Annotated in this window: 9 protein-coding genes; 2 read left to right on the top strand and 7 right to left on the bottom strand. The window is 40.7% G+C overall.

Features of this window, described 5'->3' with window-relative positions; genetic code table 11:
* Positions 1-3: 3 nt before the first annotated feature.
* The gene (locus V7654_RS01735) at positions 4-2,088 is read right to left on the bottom strand and encodes an S-layer homology domain-containing protein (protein WP_335427986.1); all 2,085 of its coding nucleotides are present in this window, start codon (positions 2,086-2,088) and stop codon (positions 4-6) included.
* 210 nt (positions 2,089-2,298) lie between these two features.
* On the opposite strand from V7654_RS01735, the gene V7654_RS01730 reads away from it, so the two are divergent.
* Positions 2,299-3,144 carry a hypothetical protein gene (locus V7654_RS01730; protein WP_335427984.1) on the top strand — a complete coding sequence of 282 codons (846 nt, stop codon included), beginning with the start codon at positions 2,299-2,301 and terminating at the stop codon, positions 3,142-3,144.
* A gap of 44 nt (positions 3,145-3,188) precedes the next feature.
* On the opposite strand, the gene V7654_RS01725 is transcribed toward V7654_RS01730, so the two are convergent.
* Complete coding sequence (locus V7654_RS01725; RefSeq protein WP_335427983.1) at positions 3,189-4,202, bottom strand: hypothetical protein; 1,014 nt, start codon at positions 4,200-4,202, stop codon at positions 3,189-3,191.
* Positions 4,203-4,465: 263 nt separating this feature from the next.
* Here V7654_RS01725 and V7654_RS01720 point away from each other — a divergent pair, with 263 nt between their 5' ends.
* Complete coding sequence (locus V7654_RS01720; RefSeq protein WP_335427982.1) at positions 4,466-6,448, top strand: S-layer homology domain-containing protein; 1,983 nt, start codon at positions 4,466-4,468, stop codon at positions 6,446-6,448.
* Positions 6,449-6,535: 87 nt separating this feature from the next.
* Here the strand turns inward: V7654_RS01720 and V7654_RS01715 are convergent, their stop codons facing one another.
* The 5 genes from V7654_RS01715 to V7654_RS01695 form a co-directional block, all read right to left on the bottom strand.
* A complete protein-coding gene (locus tag V7654_RS01715) occupies positions 6,536-10,285 on the bottom strand; it encodes a chitobiase/beta-hexosaminidase C-terminal domain-containing protein (protein ID WP_335427981.1) in 3,750 nt (1,249 codons plus the stop codon).
* A gap of 136 nt (positions 10,286-10,421) precedes the next feature.
* A complete protein-coding gene (locus V7654_RS01710; RefSeq protein WP_335427979.1) occupies positions 10,422-12,806 on the bottom strand; it encodes a 5'-nucleotidase C-terminal domain-containing protein in 2,385 nt (794 codons plus the stop codon).
* Positions 12,807-13,349: 543 nt separating this feature from the next.
* The gene (locus V7654_RS01705; protein WP_335427978.1) at positions 13,350-15,788 is read right to left on the bottom strand and encodes an S-layer homology domain-containing protein; all 2,439 of its coding nucleotides are present in this window, start codon (positions 15,786-15,788) and stop codon (positions 13,350-13,352) included.
* A 554-nt stretch (positions 15,789-16,342) separates the two neighbouring features.
* Positions 16,343-17,431: a glycosyltransferase family 4 protein gene (locus tag V7654_RS01700; RefSeq protein ID WP_335427977.1), complete on the bottom strand. Its 1,089-nt coding sequence runs from the start codon at positions 17,429-17,431 to the stop codon at positions 16,343-16,345.
* A complete protein-coding gene (locus tag V7654_RS01695; RefSeq protein WP_335427976.1) occupies positions 17,409-18,893 on the bottom strand; it encodes an O-antigen ligase family protein in 1,485 nt (494 codons plus the stop codon). Before V7654_RS01695 ends, V7654_RS01700 begins: the two co-directional genes overlap by 23 nt.
* Positions 18,894-18,982: the final 89 nt, after the last annotated feature.

Raw genomic sequence — 18,982 nt, 5'->3', positions numbered from 1 at the left:
TTTTTAGTTATTGAAGGTGTCGTCTAATAGTTTTGCAGATACTAGGAAATTAGCAAGAATAGCTGCCATTTCATTTCGTTGAGTGTAGCCGTTCGGATTGAAAGTGCCGTTGCCTTTCCCTTTTACGATTCCTGCCTGGTAAACAGCTTCTACACCTGATTTAGCCCATGAACCAACTTGATTTGCATCTTTGAAGTCTTTTAATGACTTAGACTTGTCTAATTGGCTGAAGTCATAGTTCACGAATGAAATCTTCATTGCGCGCTCGATCATTGTTGCTGCTTGTGCACGAGTGATTTTTTCGTTAGGAGCGAAATTGCCATCGCCCTTCCCTTTGATTACACCGTATTTAACCGCTGCAGTTAATTCACCATTTTTAGCAAACCATTCGATCCCTCTTACGTCCTTGAAGCTTCCATCATATTTTTCGGTCGGAAGGCCAAGAGCACGTACTAGAAGAACAGCGAATTCTGCACGAGTCATGTGCTTGCCTGGCTCGTATTCACCAGTTGCTTTTCCAAAAACGATATATTTTGAAGCAAGTGTTTCGATATATTCCTTAGCCCAGCCACTCTTTACATCTTTGAACGTTTTGCTGTTTTCAACGATTGTATACTCTGAGTTCGTCAATGATTTTACAGTCGCTGTTTTGCCATTGAATAACGTCGGGATCGCAGAGAATGTTCCGTTTGTATTCAATCTTACTGCTACTGACTTTTCTTTGTTATAGTTTGCTCCGCCAACGATTTCACGTTCAACATAAGTAGAGAACTTAGAAACTGCTTCTTTCTTGCTTCCAGCAACTGCTTCGATTGTGAAGTCAATTACGTCTGAAGCAAGCTTTAAGCCTTTAACATTTGCAGGGCTAACAACGTTTACTGAAACATTGATTTTCACATTATCTGCTGTTGTACCCAGCTTTTTGGCAAGATCAGCAACCTTAATTTCGGATACAGGCAGCTTGTAGGATGCTTCAGCTGTAGTAATTTTAACAACAGCCTTTGCATTTTTCTTTGCTGCTTCTGTGAATAATGAAGCAGGCACTTCAGCCTTTGCTTTTTCGCCAGCTGCAGGTGTTTGAAGAACTACTTCAACTGTGTTCTTCTCTGCGGTGATCAACGCTACGATTTCTGCGACCTTTTCAGGAACGATTTTCGTAATGACTTCGACAATTCCAGATGGATTTTTCTCTCTCACTACTTCAGCTGCCTTTTCAGGTAGCTTGATGACATGCGGATCTGAATTTCCAGGAGGTGTTGTTGGTGGAAGAGTTCCGCCGCCACCGCCGCCAACTGGAGGGGTTGTTCCGCTGTTAGGGTTGCCCGCTTCAAGAGCCGCAAGAACGAACGCATCTTTTAAAGTGTTAAGATCAGTAGGCTTGAGAATGTTTTTCTCCACTAACTTCTGATTAATACGATCCTTCATACCTAAAAGGCCATCAAGGTTTGTTCCGATTTTCGCATAAAGATCACTATTCAATTTTGCATATTTAGGTTTAGATGCTATTAGATCATCTCTAACTTGTTCAATAACTGTTTCTAAAGTGCCATTAAGCATTGCTGCTGCCAGTTTACCCTGGTATTTATCGCTCCACAGCATTTTCTCTGTATCAACTAATAACTCAAGAATTAAATCGATTGAATCATCGCCCATTACCGCTTCAAATGCTTGACCTGAAGCAGATGCTCTTAATTCATTGTATTTTGCCGCTAAATTTGTAGCATTGGAATCATATACGAAGGTTGCGATTTCTTTTACAACAGCTTCAGCTGATACTGATGTATTTGCCGCATTAAGACTAGCTTGCATTTTTGTCTTAACAGGTGCTGTTAAAACATATGTCCAGTCAGCTGTAGTAAATGTAAAATCATTCTTCAGTGCTGCAGCCACTGTATTGAACAGTTCCTTTTCTTCAAGCTTGCTATAAATAAGTGTCACACGGTCGATTGCAGTAGATGTTGTCGTAACTTCTGCGGCATGTGCTGTCGAATCCTGTAAAAGGAAGCCAGCTGGCGCGACTGGTGATAGCGCGATGGCAGCTGCCATGATCGCCTTGATTGTCTTGTTGCTAAATGGATACTTCTTCACTCATTTTCACCCCGGTATGTAATTTCTCTAAAATCTAGTTCTATTAAGATAGGTCTATAGTACTTCATTAATTTACCAAAAACAATGCTTTATTTAGAATATGTCGAAAATTGGAATTTTCTGTATTTTAGAATCATCTCCTTTTTCCGACATTTTTATGGTAATATTTATATGTTTTTACGAATATGGGAAGGGAGAAACACCAACTAAATGAAAAAACCTTTTAAAATAGCAATTGTCTCGATCATACTCCTGTTGGCAGGCGGAGCAGGGGCTGGATATTATTTTTTGAACGTGAAGGAATTTGAAGTAGCAGATAAAAAGGTAGAGAAAATTACCGAGAACGACTATCAGGTTGATTTGCCTGACCTAGATGGAAATGGGGCTGGAGAAGCAGTTACTAATACGGATGTGGCTGATGGCGATGATGCTGCCGATATGGAGAATGGCAATGGAAGTGACGCTTCTGCTGGAGTTGGAACTTTGGCGGGGACTAAGCAAGACGGGACAGCTAGTCAGACCGGAACGAACAGTGATCCTGTTGTGGCATCAAATAACGGGTCTACTTCGGATGTTGTGAGCGAAAATAAGGCTGACAAAAGTGAGAGTTCTAAGCCTTCTGCTGGTGATACAGCTAAAGGGTCAACTGACGGGAAGAAAGATTCTGATGCATCCAGAGACGGAAATGCGGATGCGCCTGTTATTACTGCTGAAGCCATCAAATCGGCTTATCGTCCATCATTCGAATCTCTGCAGGCACAAGCCAATGGTAAAATCGACGCTCTTGTTAATACCGCCGTCAGTGAATACCAGATGAAAAAGCAAAACGGGGAGTCAGTATCGATCACCTACTTCTATCGCAAGTACAGCTCTGCCGGAAATGAACTTGAACGAAATACGGATGAAACCTTCCATTATATCTATGATTCACTTGTTGAGGATTTGGAGGACAGAGGATTTAGCGAATTCGAGGCGAATGAATTTAAGACACAATATGAAAGTGCGAAGAAAGCACGTGAATCCGCATTAATCGAGAAAGCGAAGAATGCATTATAAAAAGAGACAGGCAATACCCTGTGAATGGGGGATGCCTGTCTCTTTTATTTTAAATATTGATCAATATTATCTTGGTTTATCTTTTTCCCGAAATCTTCGGGTACGTCTTCGGGATTTTGCATGCTAATGCGATGAGCAATCAGCGTACCTACTTCCGGATAAAAATGGTGTCCATCAAAATAATTGGAAGTATCTTTTGTGACGGTGTTGATGTCCATGAAGTTATAGACTTCGCCAAATACGTCGACCAGCTCACGGAGCCATTTTTCATATTGAGGGTAAGCTCCTGAATCGATGAGCGCCTGGAATAATGGTTCAGATACCGGTGTCGTGTACACGATGAATTTCGTATCAGGGTTCTTTTCTATGAGATTAAGCATAATCTTTTTGTAGTTGGGATTATATTGATAGTCTCCATAGAAAGTCGTCTTGAATTTTTCTACCTTTTTTTCAAGTTCTTCGTTTGCTTCTTTTTTAGATAACCTGAAAGTAGTCGCTACATTCTGCCGGTCATATGTCCTGACAAAAACGGGCTCGTTTTTACTAGAAGCTTTGAAATTATAGAACGAATATCTAGTAAGATCATAAGAAATCAAGTTTTTCCAACGGACGAAAGGCTTGTCCAGCGTGCTGGCATATGGATAGATTGATAGTGGTGCCTTGCTCTCTGCGAGACTAGATTTGAAGAAATCGAGTCCAATGATCACCGTCTTAATTTTTCTATCACTGTTCTCTTTGGCAAATTGGATATAGCTTTCATATTCCTTCACGGACATATTTGCTACGGAATAATTGTAAACATCCATATCCTTGAAATCATACTGATTTATATACGTACTGCGGCTGCTGCCGATCAGGAGTGTATCCGGGTCGAAGGGCTGGAATTTAATGCGGTTTGTTTTTTGCTGGCGTTCGTTAATGGTGTCTTGAACATCATTGAACTGATGTTCCCCGCCATACATCCACATCGGGTCCATCCAATAATTGAAGCCGCCAATACCGGCAATCAGCGTGACCAGAATCACCAACAACTTAATCGCCCAAGCTTTATAAGTCATGTATATTCACCTAATTATGTTTTTTCTAAATATCATTCTTGATTATTATACAATACTAGATTATCAAACGTATAGGTGACAGGAATTCTCAATTGTCTAAATTTGTCTAAATTACCAGAAAAATATTCCGATAGAATAATAAGGAAACTTTTCACTGACTTAATAAAAAAATAGGGAGTAACAAATGATTCCCAGAATGTAATCTAGCAAACTACTTGATTTAAGTTGGTGTGCCTTAACAATTCAGAGGGGGAAATAACTTAATGATGAAAAAATCGCACAAAAGATTTTTTGCAGCAGGTGTGTCAGCCGTTATTGCTGTCAGTGCCAGCACTTCAATTCCATTTAACACTTTTCAGGCAGAAGCGGCATCTGCGGAATTTTCAGATGTAAACCAAAACACTTATTTTTCTGAAGCTGTTCTTCACCTGACACAACAAGGAGTCATTAATGGGTTTGCAGATGGCACCTTCAGACCGAATCAAGTGGTCACACGAGCTCAGGCAGCTTTCATTTTAGCATCCGCTTTAGGATTAGATACGAAAACAGTTAACAATCCAGGCTTCAAGGATGTTCAAGCTGGCGACTGGTATTATGGCTCAGTTGCGGCACTAGTGGAAAAAGGGATTATGAATGGTGTTGATCAAGAATACTTTCTTCCTGGCAAGCAGGTTACCAGAGCAGAAATGGCTAAAATGCTAAGCCTCGGATACAATCTTAAAGCAGCAAGCACAAAGACAAACTTTACTGATGTACCCGAAAAAAGCTGGTTTTCAGGATATGTAAGTGCGATTACTGAGAATGCTATCACATCTGGTATTTCTTCAACATCCTTCGCACCTGGGCAGTCTGTAAATCGAGGACAGATGGCAGCATTTGTTTATCGTGCGGAAAATCAAAGTGTGAAGGAAGAAGATGGTGAGCCTGATAGTGAGATTGCAGTGCCTCCTAGCCAGGATAATGGTACAAGCACCCCTCCTGGCGGAAGTACCCCTCCTCCAAGCCAGGACAACGGAGGAAGTACCGCACCTGCTGAAGGACTAGTGCCAGAACTGGCCGTATTATTTGGAGCTGCTTTTACATACGGGTCAACAGGTTTTTTCTTCGAATCAGAAAAGGTTAATCCTATCTATTTTCAGCTTTCAAACGAGACTGTCTCTAAACCATCTGCCGGAAGCACTCTTGCGGAGGGTTTAGTACCATATACCGGGTCTGCCGAAATTAAAAATGTACAGGCAGGACAATATATTCAAATCTATGAAGCTGATTCAAACGGGAAAATTATTGCCTTCCAGCAGCATCAGATTACTCAATCAGAAATAAAGAATTTCAACCATTACCGATTTGTTTATGACAAAACCTCTGCTTCAAATACAATAAAGATTAATTTCAACGCAAAATTAAGCGCAGAAACTCTTGCAACAACACAGTTTAATGAGGTTCTCGATCTATTACAAATCACAAATGAAGGTGATTTGCAGGACTATAATAAAGCTGATATTGAGTCAATTAAGTGGGATACAACTGTAGAGGATAATCCTTTATTAGTAATGAATTTCAAATCTCCAATAACCTTCGCGCCTTCACACAAGCTGCAGGCAGAATTTTTGGATACCGTTCATTATCTAGATGATACAGGCAAGGACGTAGGTAATTTTACTTTTAGCCCTTCATCATCTGAAGCAGTAAAAGTTGAGCATTTAGTAAGACTTGCATTCTCTCCTGATTCTGATAAGGTTGCTTATCATGTAAGTAATTATTTAAGTGAGTTTGATGCTAATAACACCATCCAGAATCTTATTTATATCAACAAAGAGAATTACATGAAGGAAATTCAGAGAAACGCTAACACTATTACAAACTATGCATCATTACAAACTGTAATCGATGAAGCAAACAAGCTTCCTTATTTAAAAATGGCCTATGTTTACTTCTCATCTAATGGTGCCAATAAGCTAAGATTAGAATTCAGTGAAGAGGTTTGGCTGGACCAACTGATTAGTGGTACAGATTTCGTTATCAATGTCCCTGAAAGTGATGTCAAATCGCGCAACATAACCGCGTATACCTCCAACACAGCTGAAACTAAAAGTAATGTTTTCTATTTAACCTTTGACGGACCAGCAATTCCACATGATGGATATGCTGAAGTGTACTTTACACCATCCGGAGCTGCAAAAGTAAAAGATATAGACCAAAACAGCCTTCCTTCTATCACGCTTGGGGGAACTTATCCTGGTTTTTAATTAGAAGATATTTTTAGTAGGTCTGAAGACGGTCACCAGATATAGAAACAGGCACCTCCCATTATTCAATGGGAGGTACCTGTTTTTTTAGCTTGCTAATGCAGTTGCATTGAACGGAGATTCTAGTTCATTTCCATTTACGTCATAGAATTTGATAGCGGATGTATTTACTCCGTCTTTTACTTTCCATGACTGAACATTTTCTGCTCCATGGATTTCTGTAACGTTAGCATTGTCGATTAATACTTCTTTCACTTTAGCACCACTTAAATCGATTACTGCACCGCTTTGAGCCGGGCTAATAACCAATAGTGTGTTTTCAAGTCCAGCACCGTTTACTGTTGCTGATTTTTTCAGCCAGATGCCTTCGCTGATTACTGAAGTGCTATCAACGTTGACAAGGCTGTTTGTAGTACCAACAACTAGTTTCTTTGTTTTAAATCCTGTCAGGTTATAAACTTTGTTATAAACCTTTTCAATAGCCTTTAGGTCTGTCTGGATGATAAGTGGATCATGGTCACTTGCACGGCCATGCTCTTCCATGAATCCAGAGTTGATATGAACCATGTTCACACTTGTTGCTGCTTCCATATTCTTCGATACGAGGATATGGTCAAGTACTTGAGCATTACCCTGGTAAGAGTAGGAATATCTTTGGTCAGCAGGAACCTTTTCGACCATGTCTACTAATACATTTCCTTTTAATGTAATTAACGGATTCGACCATTCGAAATCGTTAAAGTCACCTAATAGGATGACATTAGCATTAGGATCCTTGGCTTTTACATCATTCACAAAACCGTTTACGATTTTTGCGATTTCCATTCTCTGTACTTCACTCTTCAATACTGGCGGCTGGTTTTTACCGAACAATGGCTGGTCTCCGCCTTTAGAGTTGAAGTGGTTTGCTACAACGATAACACTCTTGCCCTGGAATTCAAACTGGGCTGCAAGTGATTTACGGCTTGATTTGTAAGCTGTATTGGTTGGGTCGATACGACCTGGGTTCAGCGTCAGTTTTCCATTTTCAAAACCTACCGCTTCAGTTGCAGTACCTTTTTTACCTTCCATCAGCTTCACACGGTCTTCATTGTACAGGAAGCCGACACGAATGTTACCGCCTGGCTGTCCGCCGTCCTGGCCGTCCACTGGTGCGATATCAACAAACTTGTAAGTAGGTCCGCCAAGAGATTTAATCGTTTCAATCAATAGTGCCGCACTTTGAGAAGCATCTGTTGTGCCGCTGTCTGTTGGACCGTCATTGTCCTGTACTTCTGTTAAGCCTAGGATATCCGGTGATTTTAGGTTAGTCACGGCTGCTTCAGCAAGCTTTTTAATTTTTTCAGCATCAACTTTAGGAGAGAAGTTCTCCACGTTGTAGGATGCAACTGTCAATTTATCTTCTGCAGGAACGATTGATGTGATTTCACGAGCGTTTGTGCCCTCTTCCAATGCAGGAAGATCAGCTTTTTTTGTTAAAACTTTGTAGTTGCTAAAGCCATAGCTCATTACACCTTTAATGGAACCTTTGAACTGATCGCCCATTTTAGCAACGAATTTCTCGTCGTTCATGTCGATGGTAATTCTCTCAGGGTTGAAATCACCTTCCGTGATGCGAAGTCCACCAGCAGTTGTGTTTGCCTCCATTGTTCCAGGAATCACAACGACTTCACCATAGTTTTGTGGTGCAACGACTTTAGCGTTGTCAACTTGTACAAACATTCCTTCTAAGCTTTCATAGAAGTCGATTGCATCTTCTTCTGGATCAAATTTTTCCAATCCATCATTATCGATTACATCGGTTGGAGCCGTGCGGTCTTTTCCAATTACTACAGGAGCAGGAAGAGTTTCGCCGCTGCGAACCTTTTCAATGCTTGTTGCGCTTATTTCTGTTGATGGCAGGTCTACCTGAGCTTTGTCATCGTAGCCCTCAATGTAAAATTCTTTGACTGTTCCTGTTGCTTTTACAACATCCCCAGGAACTAATCCATGTGCCTTACTGTAAACAAAGATCCCTTCAGAGGTCTTATCGTCGCTGTCAGGCTGTAAATCTTGCATATAGAAGTTATTGCTATCCACAACATAAGTGACAACACCTTCTACTTTGTTAACATTAAAGCCTTCATACTTAGAATAGTGTCCAGCACCTTGAATGTCATGGATGCGAACATCATCTTTTTGGATAATGTAGTTATACGTGTATACTTTGCTGCTTGTTAAGCCTTCTTTTACAGCAAAAGCTTTAATCGTAGTGTCTTCCGTAATTACGATTGGCTCACTGTAAACTGTGCTGCTTGCTGTCGGCTCACTGCCGTCAGTTGTGTAATGAATTGTTGCGCCTTCTGTATCAGAAGTTAATCTTACTGAATCTCCTGCATTGATGAAGCCTGCACCAGGAGTTGCCACTGCTGGACGAACAAAGCTAGGGTCCAGAACGATATCGGATTCCGTTCTAGGAATTAGCTGGTATACGTCTTTGAACGCACCAAGAACGCCTGTGATAGAATCGTAAGACGTGTCAACTTCAAGCCACTCCGCAACACCTGGACGAACCTGGTAAGAGTCACCGTTTGCATCCACGACAGTGTAGTTGCCGCCTTCGAAGCTTTCAACCTTTGACTTGCCTACTTTTACAAGCATTGCTTCATATTGCTCAGACAATTCTGCTGCAGTCAGTTCTTTAGCAGCAGGAACTTCTTTCTGTCCAAGAACTTTAACATCCTCTTGTACTACTTCAATTTCCAGTAGTGTATTAAACTCAGTTACTTTACCTGATGCCTCTACTTCATCACCAGGCTGAACATTAAGTGTTCCATAAAGAACGATACCTGCAGTTTCATCTTGGATGTAGATGTTTTTGCCTAAAACTGCTGTAACAACACCAGATGTAAGTACATAGTCTCCTGCTTTCAACTCTCTCACTTCAGCGATCGCTTTTTTCTGTAAAACTGTGTAAGAGAAAGTTGCAACATCGCTTTTTTCAAGGTTATCTGCAACAGCAAATGCCTTGATTATTGTGTCTTGATTGATTGTGATTGCCGTTGAATATACGTCAGAAGACGTTGTTGGTTCAGAACCGTCTACTGTGTAGTAGATTGTTGCGCCTTCCGTTGCAGTTGTTAATTCTACTGCAGTACCAGCTTTTACAGATGGAGCTGTTACAGAAGCGGATAATGAGGCTACTTTAGTTGGTGCTTCTGATGCGCCGTCCATTGTGTGGGTCCCGATGTTTGTGAATATGTCTTTACCTAAGGAAACCCACTCTGTAGCAGGATCGAAAGCGTTAGTTGTGTCTTTATCACCCGTTGTAACTGTACTCTTACGAACAAGAGTTTGATCAGCAGTTTTTACTGTTGTTCCCCATGCTGTGCCCGGATCAGTACCCTCTTGTCCGATTGAATCGATAAGAGTACCATTGTGTTTAAGCAATACAGCATCGTCCCCATTAAAGTTAGGGAAAGAACTGATTAAGTCCGCTTTATCCTTCAGCGCTTGAGCAACGTCTGCATGGGAGTACACGATTACAAAAGTTTCTCCATTTTTTAATGTAGCATTGGATAATTCAGTTGCGTTTAAATCTAGTTTGGTGTTATTGGTAGCTACACTGTTTACATTTAGTTCAAGTGTATATTCCTTAAGATTCACATCATGTCCGGTTCCGTTATATAATTCTAGCGCTTTGTTATAACCAGACCCTTCCACATACTCAGAAATAAACAGATCAGAAGCGACTGTAGCTGCTTTTACCTCTTGTGAAATAAATGGCAAGAAAAGGTTAACGACCAAAGCCAGCGTTAACAAGATACTTAATGACTTCCTTTGCGATCGGTTAATCATTAATTAAGTCTCCTTTTGAAGAGGTTTTTTGTTTTTTTGATGAAGCCTTTCACTTTTGGGACAGGTCGAAAGTCTGACTTTTAAAAAGAGGATAGAGATAGCCTCCAGCGTGTTGCATGCCAGAGGCTATTTCCAATTAGTCTACTAAGATAGTATCGCCTTCAACTGTTACGTTAGATAATTCTACAGTTGAGTTTCCTTTTAGGTGAAGGTCACCTTTTACTACAGCATTCTCAAGCTTTGCTACTCCAGTCACATCTACGCTTACAGAACCATCATAAACTTTTGGAGCTGCAGCAGCACCACTGAAGTCAGCTGAATCAACAACTACTGGTGGTGCTGGCATTGTTGCCACGTCAATGATGCGGCCTTCTACAGTCGGGCTGATTGTATCGTTAGGCTGTGCATCAATGTATTCTTTGAATACTTCCCAGTCAACGAAGCCAGGCTCACTTACTCTGCCTTCATTATAAGCTTTTGCAAACATTGAGAAGTTGTCTCCACCTTTAGCAGTGAAGATGTTTGTAGCTACGAAATATTTCTTGTCAGATTCAAGTGCTGAGTAATTTCCGTCTGTACCTTTAACCTCAACGGATACAACTCTTTCACCAGCAGGCTTCCTGCTATCATAAGTGTATTTCATTCCAGCAATTTGCAGGAATGCACCGTTTGCACTTGGTGCGATCGAAACAGCATGTTCAAGAGCAGCTTCAAGCTCGGCACCTGTGATTTCCATGATTGCTAATGCATTAGCAAATGGCATTACTGTCTGTACTTGTCCTAGAGTAATAGGACCAGCTTTAACGGAGGTACGTACACCGCCACCGTTTTGTAATGCAATTACTGTATCAGGGTTGATTGTTTTAGCTTTTGCCAGCATTCCATCTGCGATCGCATTACCTAAATTTGTTTCAGCCGTTCTAGCTGCTGGATTTCCTCCGATTAAATCAACAGTTGTTTTACCAATTTCCAGCTTTTGAGTCACTTCTATTTTAGTCTTATAAGGCTGCAACATTGCTTTTGCTTCTGCATCTTCACTCATTGTAGCAATATCAATCAGCTTTCCTGCATATCCTGCAACCTTGCCATCCTTATCAAATTCTACATCAAGAGTGCCAAGGAATTTGTTATATTCGTTTGCCTGTACAATGACAGTAGCTTCTGTGCCTGTTGTATCTACAACTGGAGCAACCAGCTTATCATGGGAGTGGCCACCAACGATTACGTCAATACCTTCAACTGATTTTGCTAAAGTCACATCGTTATCTCCGCCGCCATCTAGGTAACCAAGATGGGAAAGAGCAACGATTTTATTAACACCTGCAGCTTTGAATGCCTTTACAGCGTTTTCTGCCGCTGCAATGTAATCTTCAAATTTAACACCTTCTCCAGGGCTTGAGATATACTCAGTTTCAGCAGTAGTCAGACCGAAGATACCAACCTTTTCGCCATTTACAACTTTAACGATACCGTTATAGATTTCTCCGTTTGTACCAGCAGTTGTAGAAACTACATCCTTGAAGTCGTCATTCAAGTTAGCATCCGCAGAGAAGTCTACGTTAGCGCTTACAAATGGGAATTTTGCCCCTTCAACAAAGGCATCCAATGTTGCCGTCCCCTTATCGAACTCGTGGTTACCAAATGTCATAGCATCATATTTCATTAGGTTCATGAATTCCAAGTCTGCTAAACCATTAAACTCGTTGAAGTATAGAGTTCCTGAGAATACATCCCCTGCACTCAACAATAATGCATTTGGGTTTGCAGATCTTACTTGCTTAACAGCAGTAACTGTTTTTGCAATATTATCTAAGTTCGCATGTGTATCGTTAGTATGCATAAGTGTAAGCTTATAGTTATTTGGATTACCTGGAGGTGTGACTGGTGGAGTAACTGGTGGCGGTGTTACAACTGGTGGTGCGCCAACAGCTTTTGACGATTTATGTAAGAAGATAGCAAAATCGCCGCGTTTTACATTTAGATTTACTCCGAATTGATCAGACGACATGCCTTTAGCAACATTATTAGCTACTAGAGCTTGTACTGCAGCTTCATAATTTTTTGTTACATCTTTAAAGGAAAGATCAGCGCCACCTGTTAGCTTAAAGCCTTTTTGAAGCCAAATCGCTAGTTCACCGCGAGTAATTGGGCTGTTTGAACCAAAAGTCGTTTTTGTTTTACCAGAAGTAATTCCTGCAGCTTTAAGAGCATTAACAGCTTTTACTCCGCGAGCTGGTACATCTGTAAAGCCAGAAGCAGGAGCGTTCTCAATATCCAATCCTAAAATCATCGCTGTTAGAATGGCTGCATCGACACGCTTGATTTCTTCATTTACACCAAAGTATGAATCACTGATTCCCTTTGCACCTTTAGATAAAAGAAAATCAACAGACTCTGAATATCTTTCTGTCACATCTGAGAAACCTGCTGCAGAAATAACCGGAGCTACTACTGCTGTAACCATGGTTGCTGTGGCAGCAGTCGCGATAAATTTGCGGTAAGACTTATGCTTTGACACCATTAACCAATCCTCCCTTGATCTTGTAGGTGAACTTAAAATCTATTAACCTAAAAATTTCAAGTTCTCTCAAAATTACCAAAAATAATAAACTTTTAGAATAATAGTAATTTTGACCCAACTCTTATTATACCAAAATCCACAAAACTTTCACTATAGTTCAACAAGTTTTTACACATTATTCATTTACGTTTTACAATAGGTGACACACGCGAAATCGAGCACTCTCAAGGTTTCGCTCTTTTAAATGAATAGTCCCCAAAATTTAAGGAACTATTTACCATGTTTTCAAAGATTCACAAGAACTTTGTTGTAAATTCGGAAGCAAAATTAGACTCCTATATCTTTACCAGCTTCTAGGTTCAGTTTAACTATAAAAGTACCAGGTTTCTTCCAGACAATAACATTCTAACTATGCATGAACAGTAAACATGTTCTAACCAGTTTGTGAGGAGACGTGACTCCTAATTGCCAAGTGACAAGAACTCATAGAAAGACAAAAAAGGATCCTCTGCGTTAGCAGAGAATCCTCTTATTGTTTAAAGATTACTTAGAAACTGTGCTGTTAGCAACTTTGTTTCCGTTAGCATCTCTTAGGTTAGTATCTTTAAATTCAACTGTGATTGAATCAGTTGCATTTAGGTTGTTAACTGTAGTCACTTTAAGATCACCGTTTGATACAGTTACAACGTACTTGTCAGCAGCTAATGAAGTTCCGTTAACTTTTACTGTTACACCAGTAACTGTAGCGTCAGCGTATACAGCTTCAGAGAAGTCAACAGTGAAGTTTTTGCTGTCAGCGAGAACAACAGTTGTAGCTGTTGGAACCACGTTTTCTTTCAATGTTAAAGTTTGAGTAACTTTTCCACCTACTAGAGTGTTTCCGTCCTTGTCAGTTAGGTTAGTACCTACAAGAGCATAAGTTCCGTTAGCTGATACAGAACCTTGTGGTAATGTAATAACTACTTTAGATCTGTTATCTACAAACTTTACAGTAGAACCAGTTGGTAATGCTTTTCCACCTAATGTGTAGTTAGAAGCATTAACCGCTGAATCACTCATAGACTTGTTAAAGTTTAAAGTGATATCTACATTGTTAGCTGAAGGTGTAGCAGAGAAAGTTACATCCTTAGCATCAGTTGATGGAGTAGCTGAGAACTCAGGAGCTACTGCAGAGAAGCTTACAGTACCAGCCACTTGGTTTCCATAAGTGTCAGCAACAACTTTTCCAGCTAAATCAAATGAGTATGAAGACTTTTCTTTAGAATCGAAAGTGATTGCAACAACGTTAAGTTCGCTTCCTTTAACGCCATCTTTTCCGTCAACATCATAGCCATAAGCTACGTTTGCAGTGCTTAGGTCTAATTTGTTGTTTGACTGATAGATACCGTCGACTGACTTAACAACAAGCTCATCTAAACCTGTAAGGTCGCCAGCTTTTACAGCATCATCAAAAGTCAATAGGATTAGATCAGAAGTAGAATCTTTTGCAACAGTTTTGATAGCAGCTGAAACGAATTTAGGAGCTGTAGTATCAGCAGTGAAAGTTGCATTGAACTTCACTTGATCCATAGTGTTAGGTGTAGAAGCTTTATCAGCAAATCCACTTACTACTACTTCTCTTGTGAAGAAAGTTGTTCCGCCAAAGAATCCAGCGTCTTGAACGTCAACTGTGTAAGTTTTCTTGTCTTCTGAAGCTACAAGCTTGTTAGCAGCAACTGCAGTACCGCCGATTGTTACAGTACCAGGAGTTACTTCTTCAGAGAAAGAAAGAGTTAATTTGTTACCAGAAACTGTTGAAGAAACAGTTGGTTTTGAGCTGTCAACAACTGGCTTAGAAACTGTGAAGTTTACAGTGATTTGGCCAGATAGGTTACCAGCAGCATCAGTAGCGCCTACAACATCAAGTTTGTAAGACTTTTCAGCTACAAGGTTTTTAACTGTAATAGTTTTGCCACTCACTACATAGTCAGTGCCAGCAGTAAGTTCTTTACCATCTAAGCTTACAGTTCCTGCAGAAGCAAGTGCTTCGTTGAACGTTACAACTGCTTCAGTTCCTTTAGCTTCTACAGAAGCAACAGCTGGAGCTGAAGTATCTTTGTAAGAGAATAGAGTTACGTATTTAGCAGTTTTTACATCTGCATTTGCTTTAGTCTTGATTGGTTGGATTTCTAAAGTAGCGTTAGTAACATCAATTACATCAGTAGCTGTAAGAGTTACAGTTTTTCCGTCTTCAGAAACAGCAGCGCCACTGAAAGTTTCACCAGTTAATGAATATTTAGAAAGAAGTAGAGCGTCTGTCTTGTCAACAGCTTGGTTGAACTTAACAACAAGCTCTTTACCGTTAACAGCAGTTGCACTTACAACAGCAGGAGTCTTAACTACTTCAGCAGCACGCTTTAAGAAGATTGCTAGGTCTCCACGAGTGATGTTCATGCTTGTGCCGAACATTGTGTCTGATTTACCAGTAGTTACGCCGTAAGCGAATAGTCCCTGGATAGCAGTTTTATAGTTACCTACAGCATCTGTGAATTTAGTAGCTGTATCAGATTTTAGGTCATAAGCATTTGAAAGCATGATTGCCATTTCGCCACGAGTTACAGTAGCGTTTGGAGCGAATTCAGTTGCAGACTTACCAGAGATGAAGCCTTTAGCTTTAAGAACAGATACGTATGCATCATAACGAGTGCCTTTTGTATCTACGAAGCCAGAAGCAGCAGCACCAGTAGTGTCAAGCTTAAGAGCTTTTGCAAGCCAGATCGCTAGGTCTCCACGCTTGATGTTGTCATGAGTTCCGAATAGAGTGTCGGAAGTTCCTTGAGTGATGTTGTTAGCTACTAGGTAGTCAACAGCCTCTTTGTACTTTGGTGCTACATCAGTGAAGTTAGATGCAGCGCCCACAGCTGGAGCGATTGCAGATGCAACTAGAGTTGCAGTAGCAGCAGTCGCTACAAATTTGCGGTAAGATTTTGGTTGGTATGCCATTTTGTGTTTCCTCCCTGTTTTGTAAATAAATTGTTCATGGTGCCTCCGAATTGGTAAGATCCGGATTTCAAACGTGTTGTAATAGTTTTATAGTCTATCTCTTCTGATAATTTGGTCCGAGAGTCAGTTTTCACTGTCTATGTATTACGGAAAATCTTAATCTCTCTGATTTAGTAAATTGGACAGAAGAAAATAGCATTACTATACATGTACACTATTCTACCAAACTTGGTTGATTTTTCAACCTTTTTTTACAAATTTCTACCTATAAAACAATTTATTGCTAGATAAGTAGCATAATACTCCTGTTTTTGGGCTATTTACCAGCACAACACAATTATGATTATACTACTATTATTCTATTTTTGGAAGTTTTACCATGGAAGAAAATTGCTTGGTAGACATAGCAATTCTTTCCACTTATTTAAGACGGATAGGGCATGAAGAAAGTTTCATATATTTACAAAAAAATTTTCCAAACAAAAAACATGCAGGGTTCCCTACATGTTTTTGGCCCACAAAGATATAACTATGACGCAATCTTTGTGTGTATGCTAAATTTTTTTGTATGTTTCTTCTGTACTTTTTGCCAGCTGGTCTACGGAATATAGTCTGGATGCTTTTTCGTATAAGTTTTTACCCAGCTCTGGCAGGTTTTCGTGGTGGATTGCTTCTGTGATCGCTCCAGTGATTGCATTTGAATCCTTAATTGGTACAACCCATCCAAGTGACGGGTCAGAGATTAAATCCTTCACACCGCCAACATCCGTGGAAATGACCGGTGTATGGGCGCGGGCCGCTTCAAGGATGACAAGCGGGAAGCTTTCGCTATAGGAAGCGAGCAATTTTACATCAGAGATGCACAGATAGGAGTGCACGTCCTGCTGGAAACCCAGGAATCTAACATGGTGGGTTAACCCCTTTTGTTGGACTTCCTGTTCGAGCTCCTCCCTCTCCGGACCATCGCCGATTAAAAGGAGTTTCACATTTGCGTTTGTCGTCAGGACTTTTTTCAGCGCATCAAAGACGACTGTATGGCCCTTGATGGGATGAAGCCTAGCCACCATACAGATAACAAAATCATCCTCTTCAAGCTGGAGGTCCTTACGGGACAGCTTGCATTCCAACTGCTCATCGAACGAAATTCCATTGTATACAGTTGTAATTTTATCTGCTTGTAATCCAAACCCGACAAGCATTTGCTTGAATCGTTCAGATACCGCGAAAAAGTGATCAATCTTTTTAATAACCTTCATATTAATTGTTGTGAAGATTTTGCCCTTTATGCCGCCCTTGATAAAATCCTGGGATGGATCGCTGTGAATCGTGCTGATCCATTTAAAAGAAGTTGTTTGACGCACCAGGTATGTAAAAAGATTGGCGCGCGGGCCATGTGTATGGACTACGGATATTCCGTTATCCTTGATTGTTTGCTTGATTTTACTGATGACGGAAAAATCATAGCGTGAAGACTGCCCGTACACGATAACCGGAATCCCCATCTGCCTTGCTTCCTCGGATAGCTTTCCTTCCTGGAAGACTCCAAGAAGGACTTCTGTTTCCTGAAAGTTTTTTAATAAAGAAAGCAGGTGGTTTTTTGAACCACCTGTTTCTCCGCCGCTAATGAGATGAAGGACTTTCATATTTTCCCCACCCTTTATTATTGATGCCATGTGCAACAACTGCGAGCATCATAAAGAAATAAGTTGTGAACGTTTTGTCTTCCCAGATATTATAGAGGATTCCGACCACATAGACGCCAATAAGGACAGCCAGTACCGGGACCGCATACCCTGTTTGTTTTCGTTTTTTCCAGAGGAAGAAAAGCATCCCGAGAAGGAAAGTCGCGAACAGGATTACTCCAACTGCCCCTGTTTGAGCAATGATCTGTATATACTGATTATCTGAATAGATATTGAAGTTAATTCCGTAATCATCATAAATAGGTGAGCCATTGCCTTTGGCTGCTGAGTCGCCAAAGGTTGCGAAGCCAGAACCGATGACAGGATGGTCCTTGAAGATTTCAAAGCCTTTATTGACGATGAACAGACGGCCTGTAGTTTTACTTAGTTCAACGGTCGACATTTCAAATGTCTCTTTGATCCGCTTCTCTTCATCTGATGGCAGGTCTTCACCAGGTTCTGCTTGAATGACATCGCGGGGTACATTGTCACCGAAACCAACAGATTTAATATAATTTGTCGCCTGGGTAACTGGGATATTGATCAGTATAATCGATATTACTGCTGCGACAAAAACGTTTCCGGTGCGCCTCCAGTTTCTCGAAACAGCCAGGTAGACAGCAAGCGCGATGATGAATCCGATCCATGTTCCCCTTGAGTACGTTAGCGTAATAACACCAAGCATCAGGATCATGCCGATAGTAAGGATGATTTTTGTCGTTTTCCCTGCTACAAGCTGCTTCAAGTAAATCGTCAGCATTAATGCCAGAGAAAGGTAGACTGCAAGAACGTTTGGATTGTCGATCAGTCCGTAGATTCTGACACGGTTGTTTGGTGATAGTGAACGTCCGACCCATTTTTCAGGCATCAAGTATGTGCGAAGGGATAATTTTTCAACTAGTCCATGCAAGCTTAGCAGGATCGCCATAATGAAGGTTGTCCACAAAAACTTCAGGATGTCTTCCTTTGTGATATCAAGTCGTTTTACAATGTAGTAAACGATGTACGTAATGACGAAAGCGCGGATTTGGAACACGATCGCACCGATTGATACACCAGTAAGATAAGCTGATAAGGCTCCAATTACGACGAAGAGCAAGAATGCCCATTCAAAGACTTGGAATTTGAATAGACTTTTCCAGTTGCCATTGCGAATCGCTGCAAATGCGACACTAGCAAAAGCCGCTAAAATAATTAAATCTCCAGCCATTTTCAGTGACGGATTTACTTCTATTAAAAATGGACGAGTCGGGAAATAGAGCAAAAGCATCATTAGCCCGTTTTTTGGTGAAACAAGAGCATATAGCGCCAATAGTGCTGAAGCCCCAAGGCCAGTGAGTGTGCCAGGGAACAATAAAGCAACCGCGAGAACCGGCAGGGCGATGAAAATAAACGGGAAATCTCTCCAGGTTAACGAGTTCATTCGACAATTCCTTTCTCATGCTTAAATGACTTAGATGGTATGAGTGCAGATTTTATGAAATGGCTCTGTAAAAGCTGAATGTTGATTTT

This window comes from Bacillus sp. JJ1609, assembly GCF_036967045.1.
In the GTDB taxonomy this organism is placed as follows: domain Bacteria; phylum Bacillota; class Bacilli; order Bacillales; family Cytobacillaceae; genus Mesobacillus.
Note: the sequence above shows the minus strand (reverse complement) of the source record. Positions and strands in the feature narration are given on the sequence as shown.

Excerpts from the sequence above, each read along its gene's own strand:
- V7654_RS01730 (WP_335427984.1), top strand. The coding sequence starts at position 2,299 with ATGAAAAAACCTTTTAAAATAGCAATTGTCTCGATCATACTCCTGTTG.
- V7654_RS01725 (WP_335427983.1), bottom strand. The coding sequence starts at position 4,202 with ATGACTTATAAAGCTTGGGCGATTAAGTTGTTGGTGATTCTGGTCACG.
- V7654_RS01720 (WP_335427982.1), top strand. The coding sequence starts at position 4,466 with ATGATGAAAAAATCGCACAAAAGATTTTTTGCAGCAGGTGTGTCAGCC.
- V7654_RS01715 (WP_335427981.1), bottom strand. The coding sequence starts at position 10,285 with ATGATTAACCGATCGCAAAGGAAGTCATTAAGTATCTTGTTAACGCTG.
- V7654_RS01710 (WP_335427979.1), bottom strand. The coding sequence starts at position 12,806 with ATGGTGTCAAAGCATAAGTCTTACCGCAAATTTATCGCGACTGCTGCC.
- V7654_RS01705 (WP_335427978.1), bottom strand. The coding sequence starts at position 15,788 with ATGGCATACCAACCAAAATCTTACCGCAAATTTGTAGCGACTGCTGCT.
- V7654_RS01700 (WP_335427977.1), bottom strand. The coding sequence starts at position 17,431 with ATGAAAGTCCTTCATCTCATTAGCGGCGGAGAAACAGGTGGTTCAAAA.
- V7654_RS01695 (WP_335427976.1), bottom strand. The coding sequence starts at position 18,893 with ATGAACTCGTTAACCTGGAGAGATTTCCCGTTTATTTTCATCGCCCTG.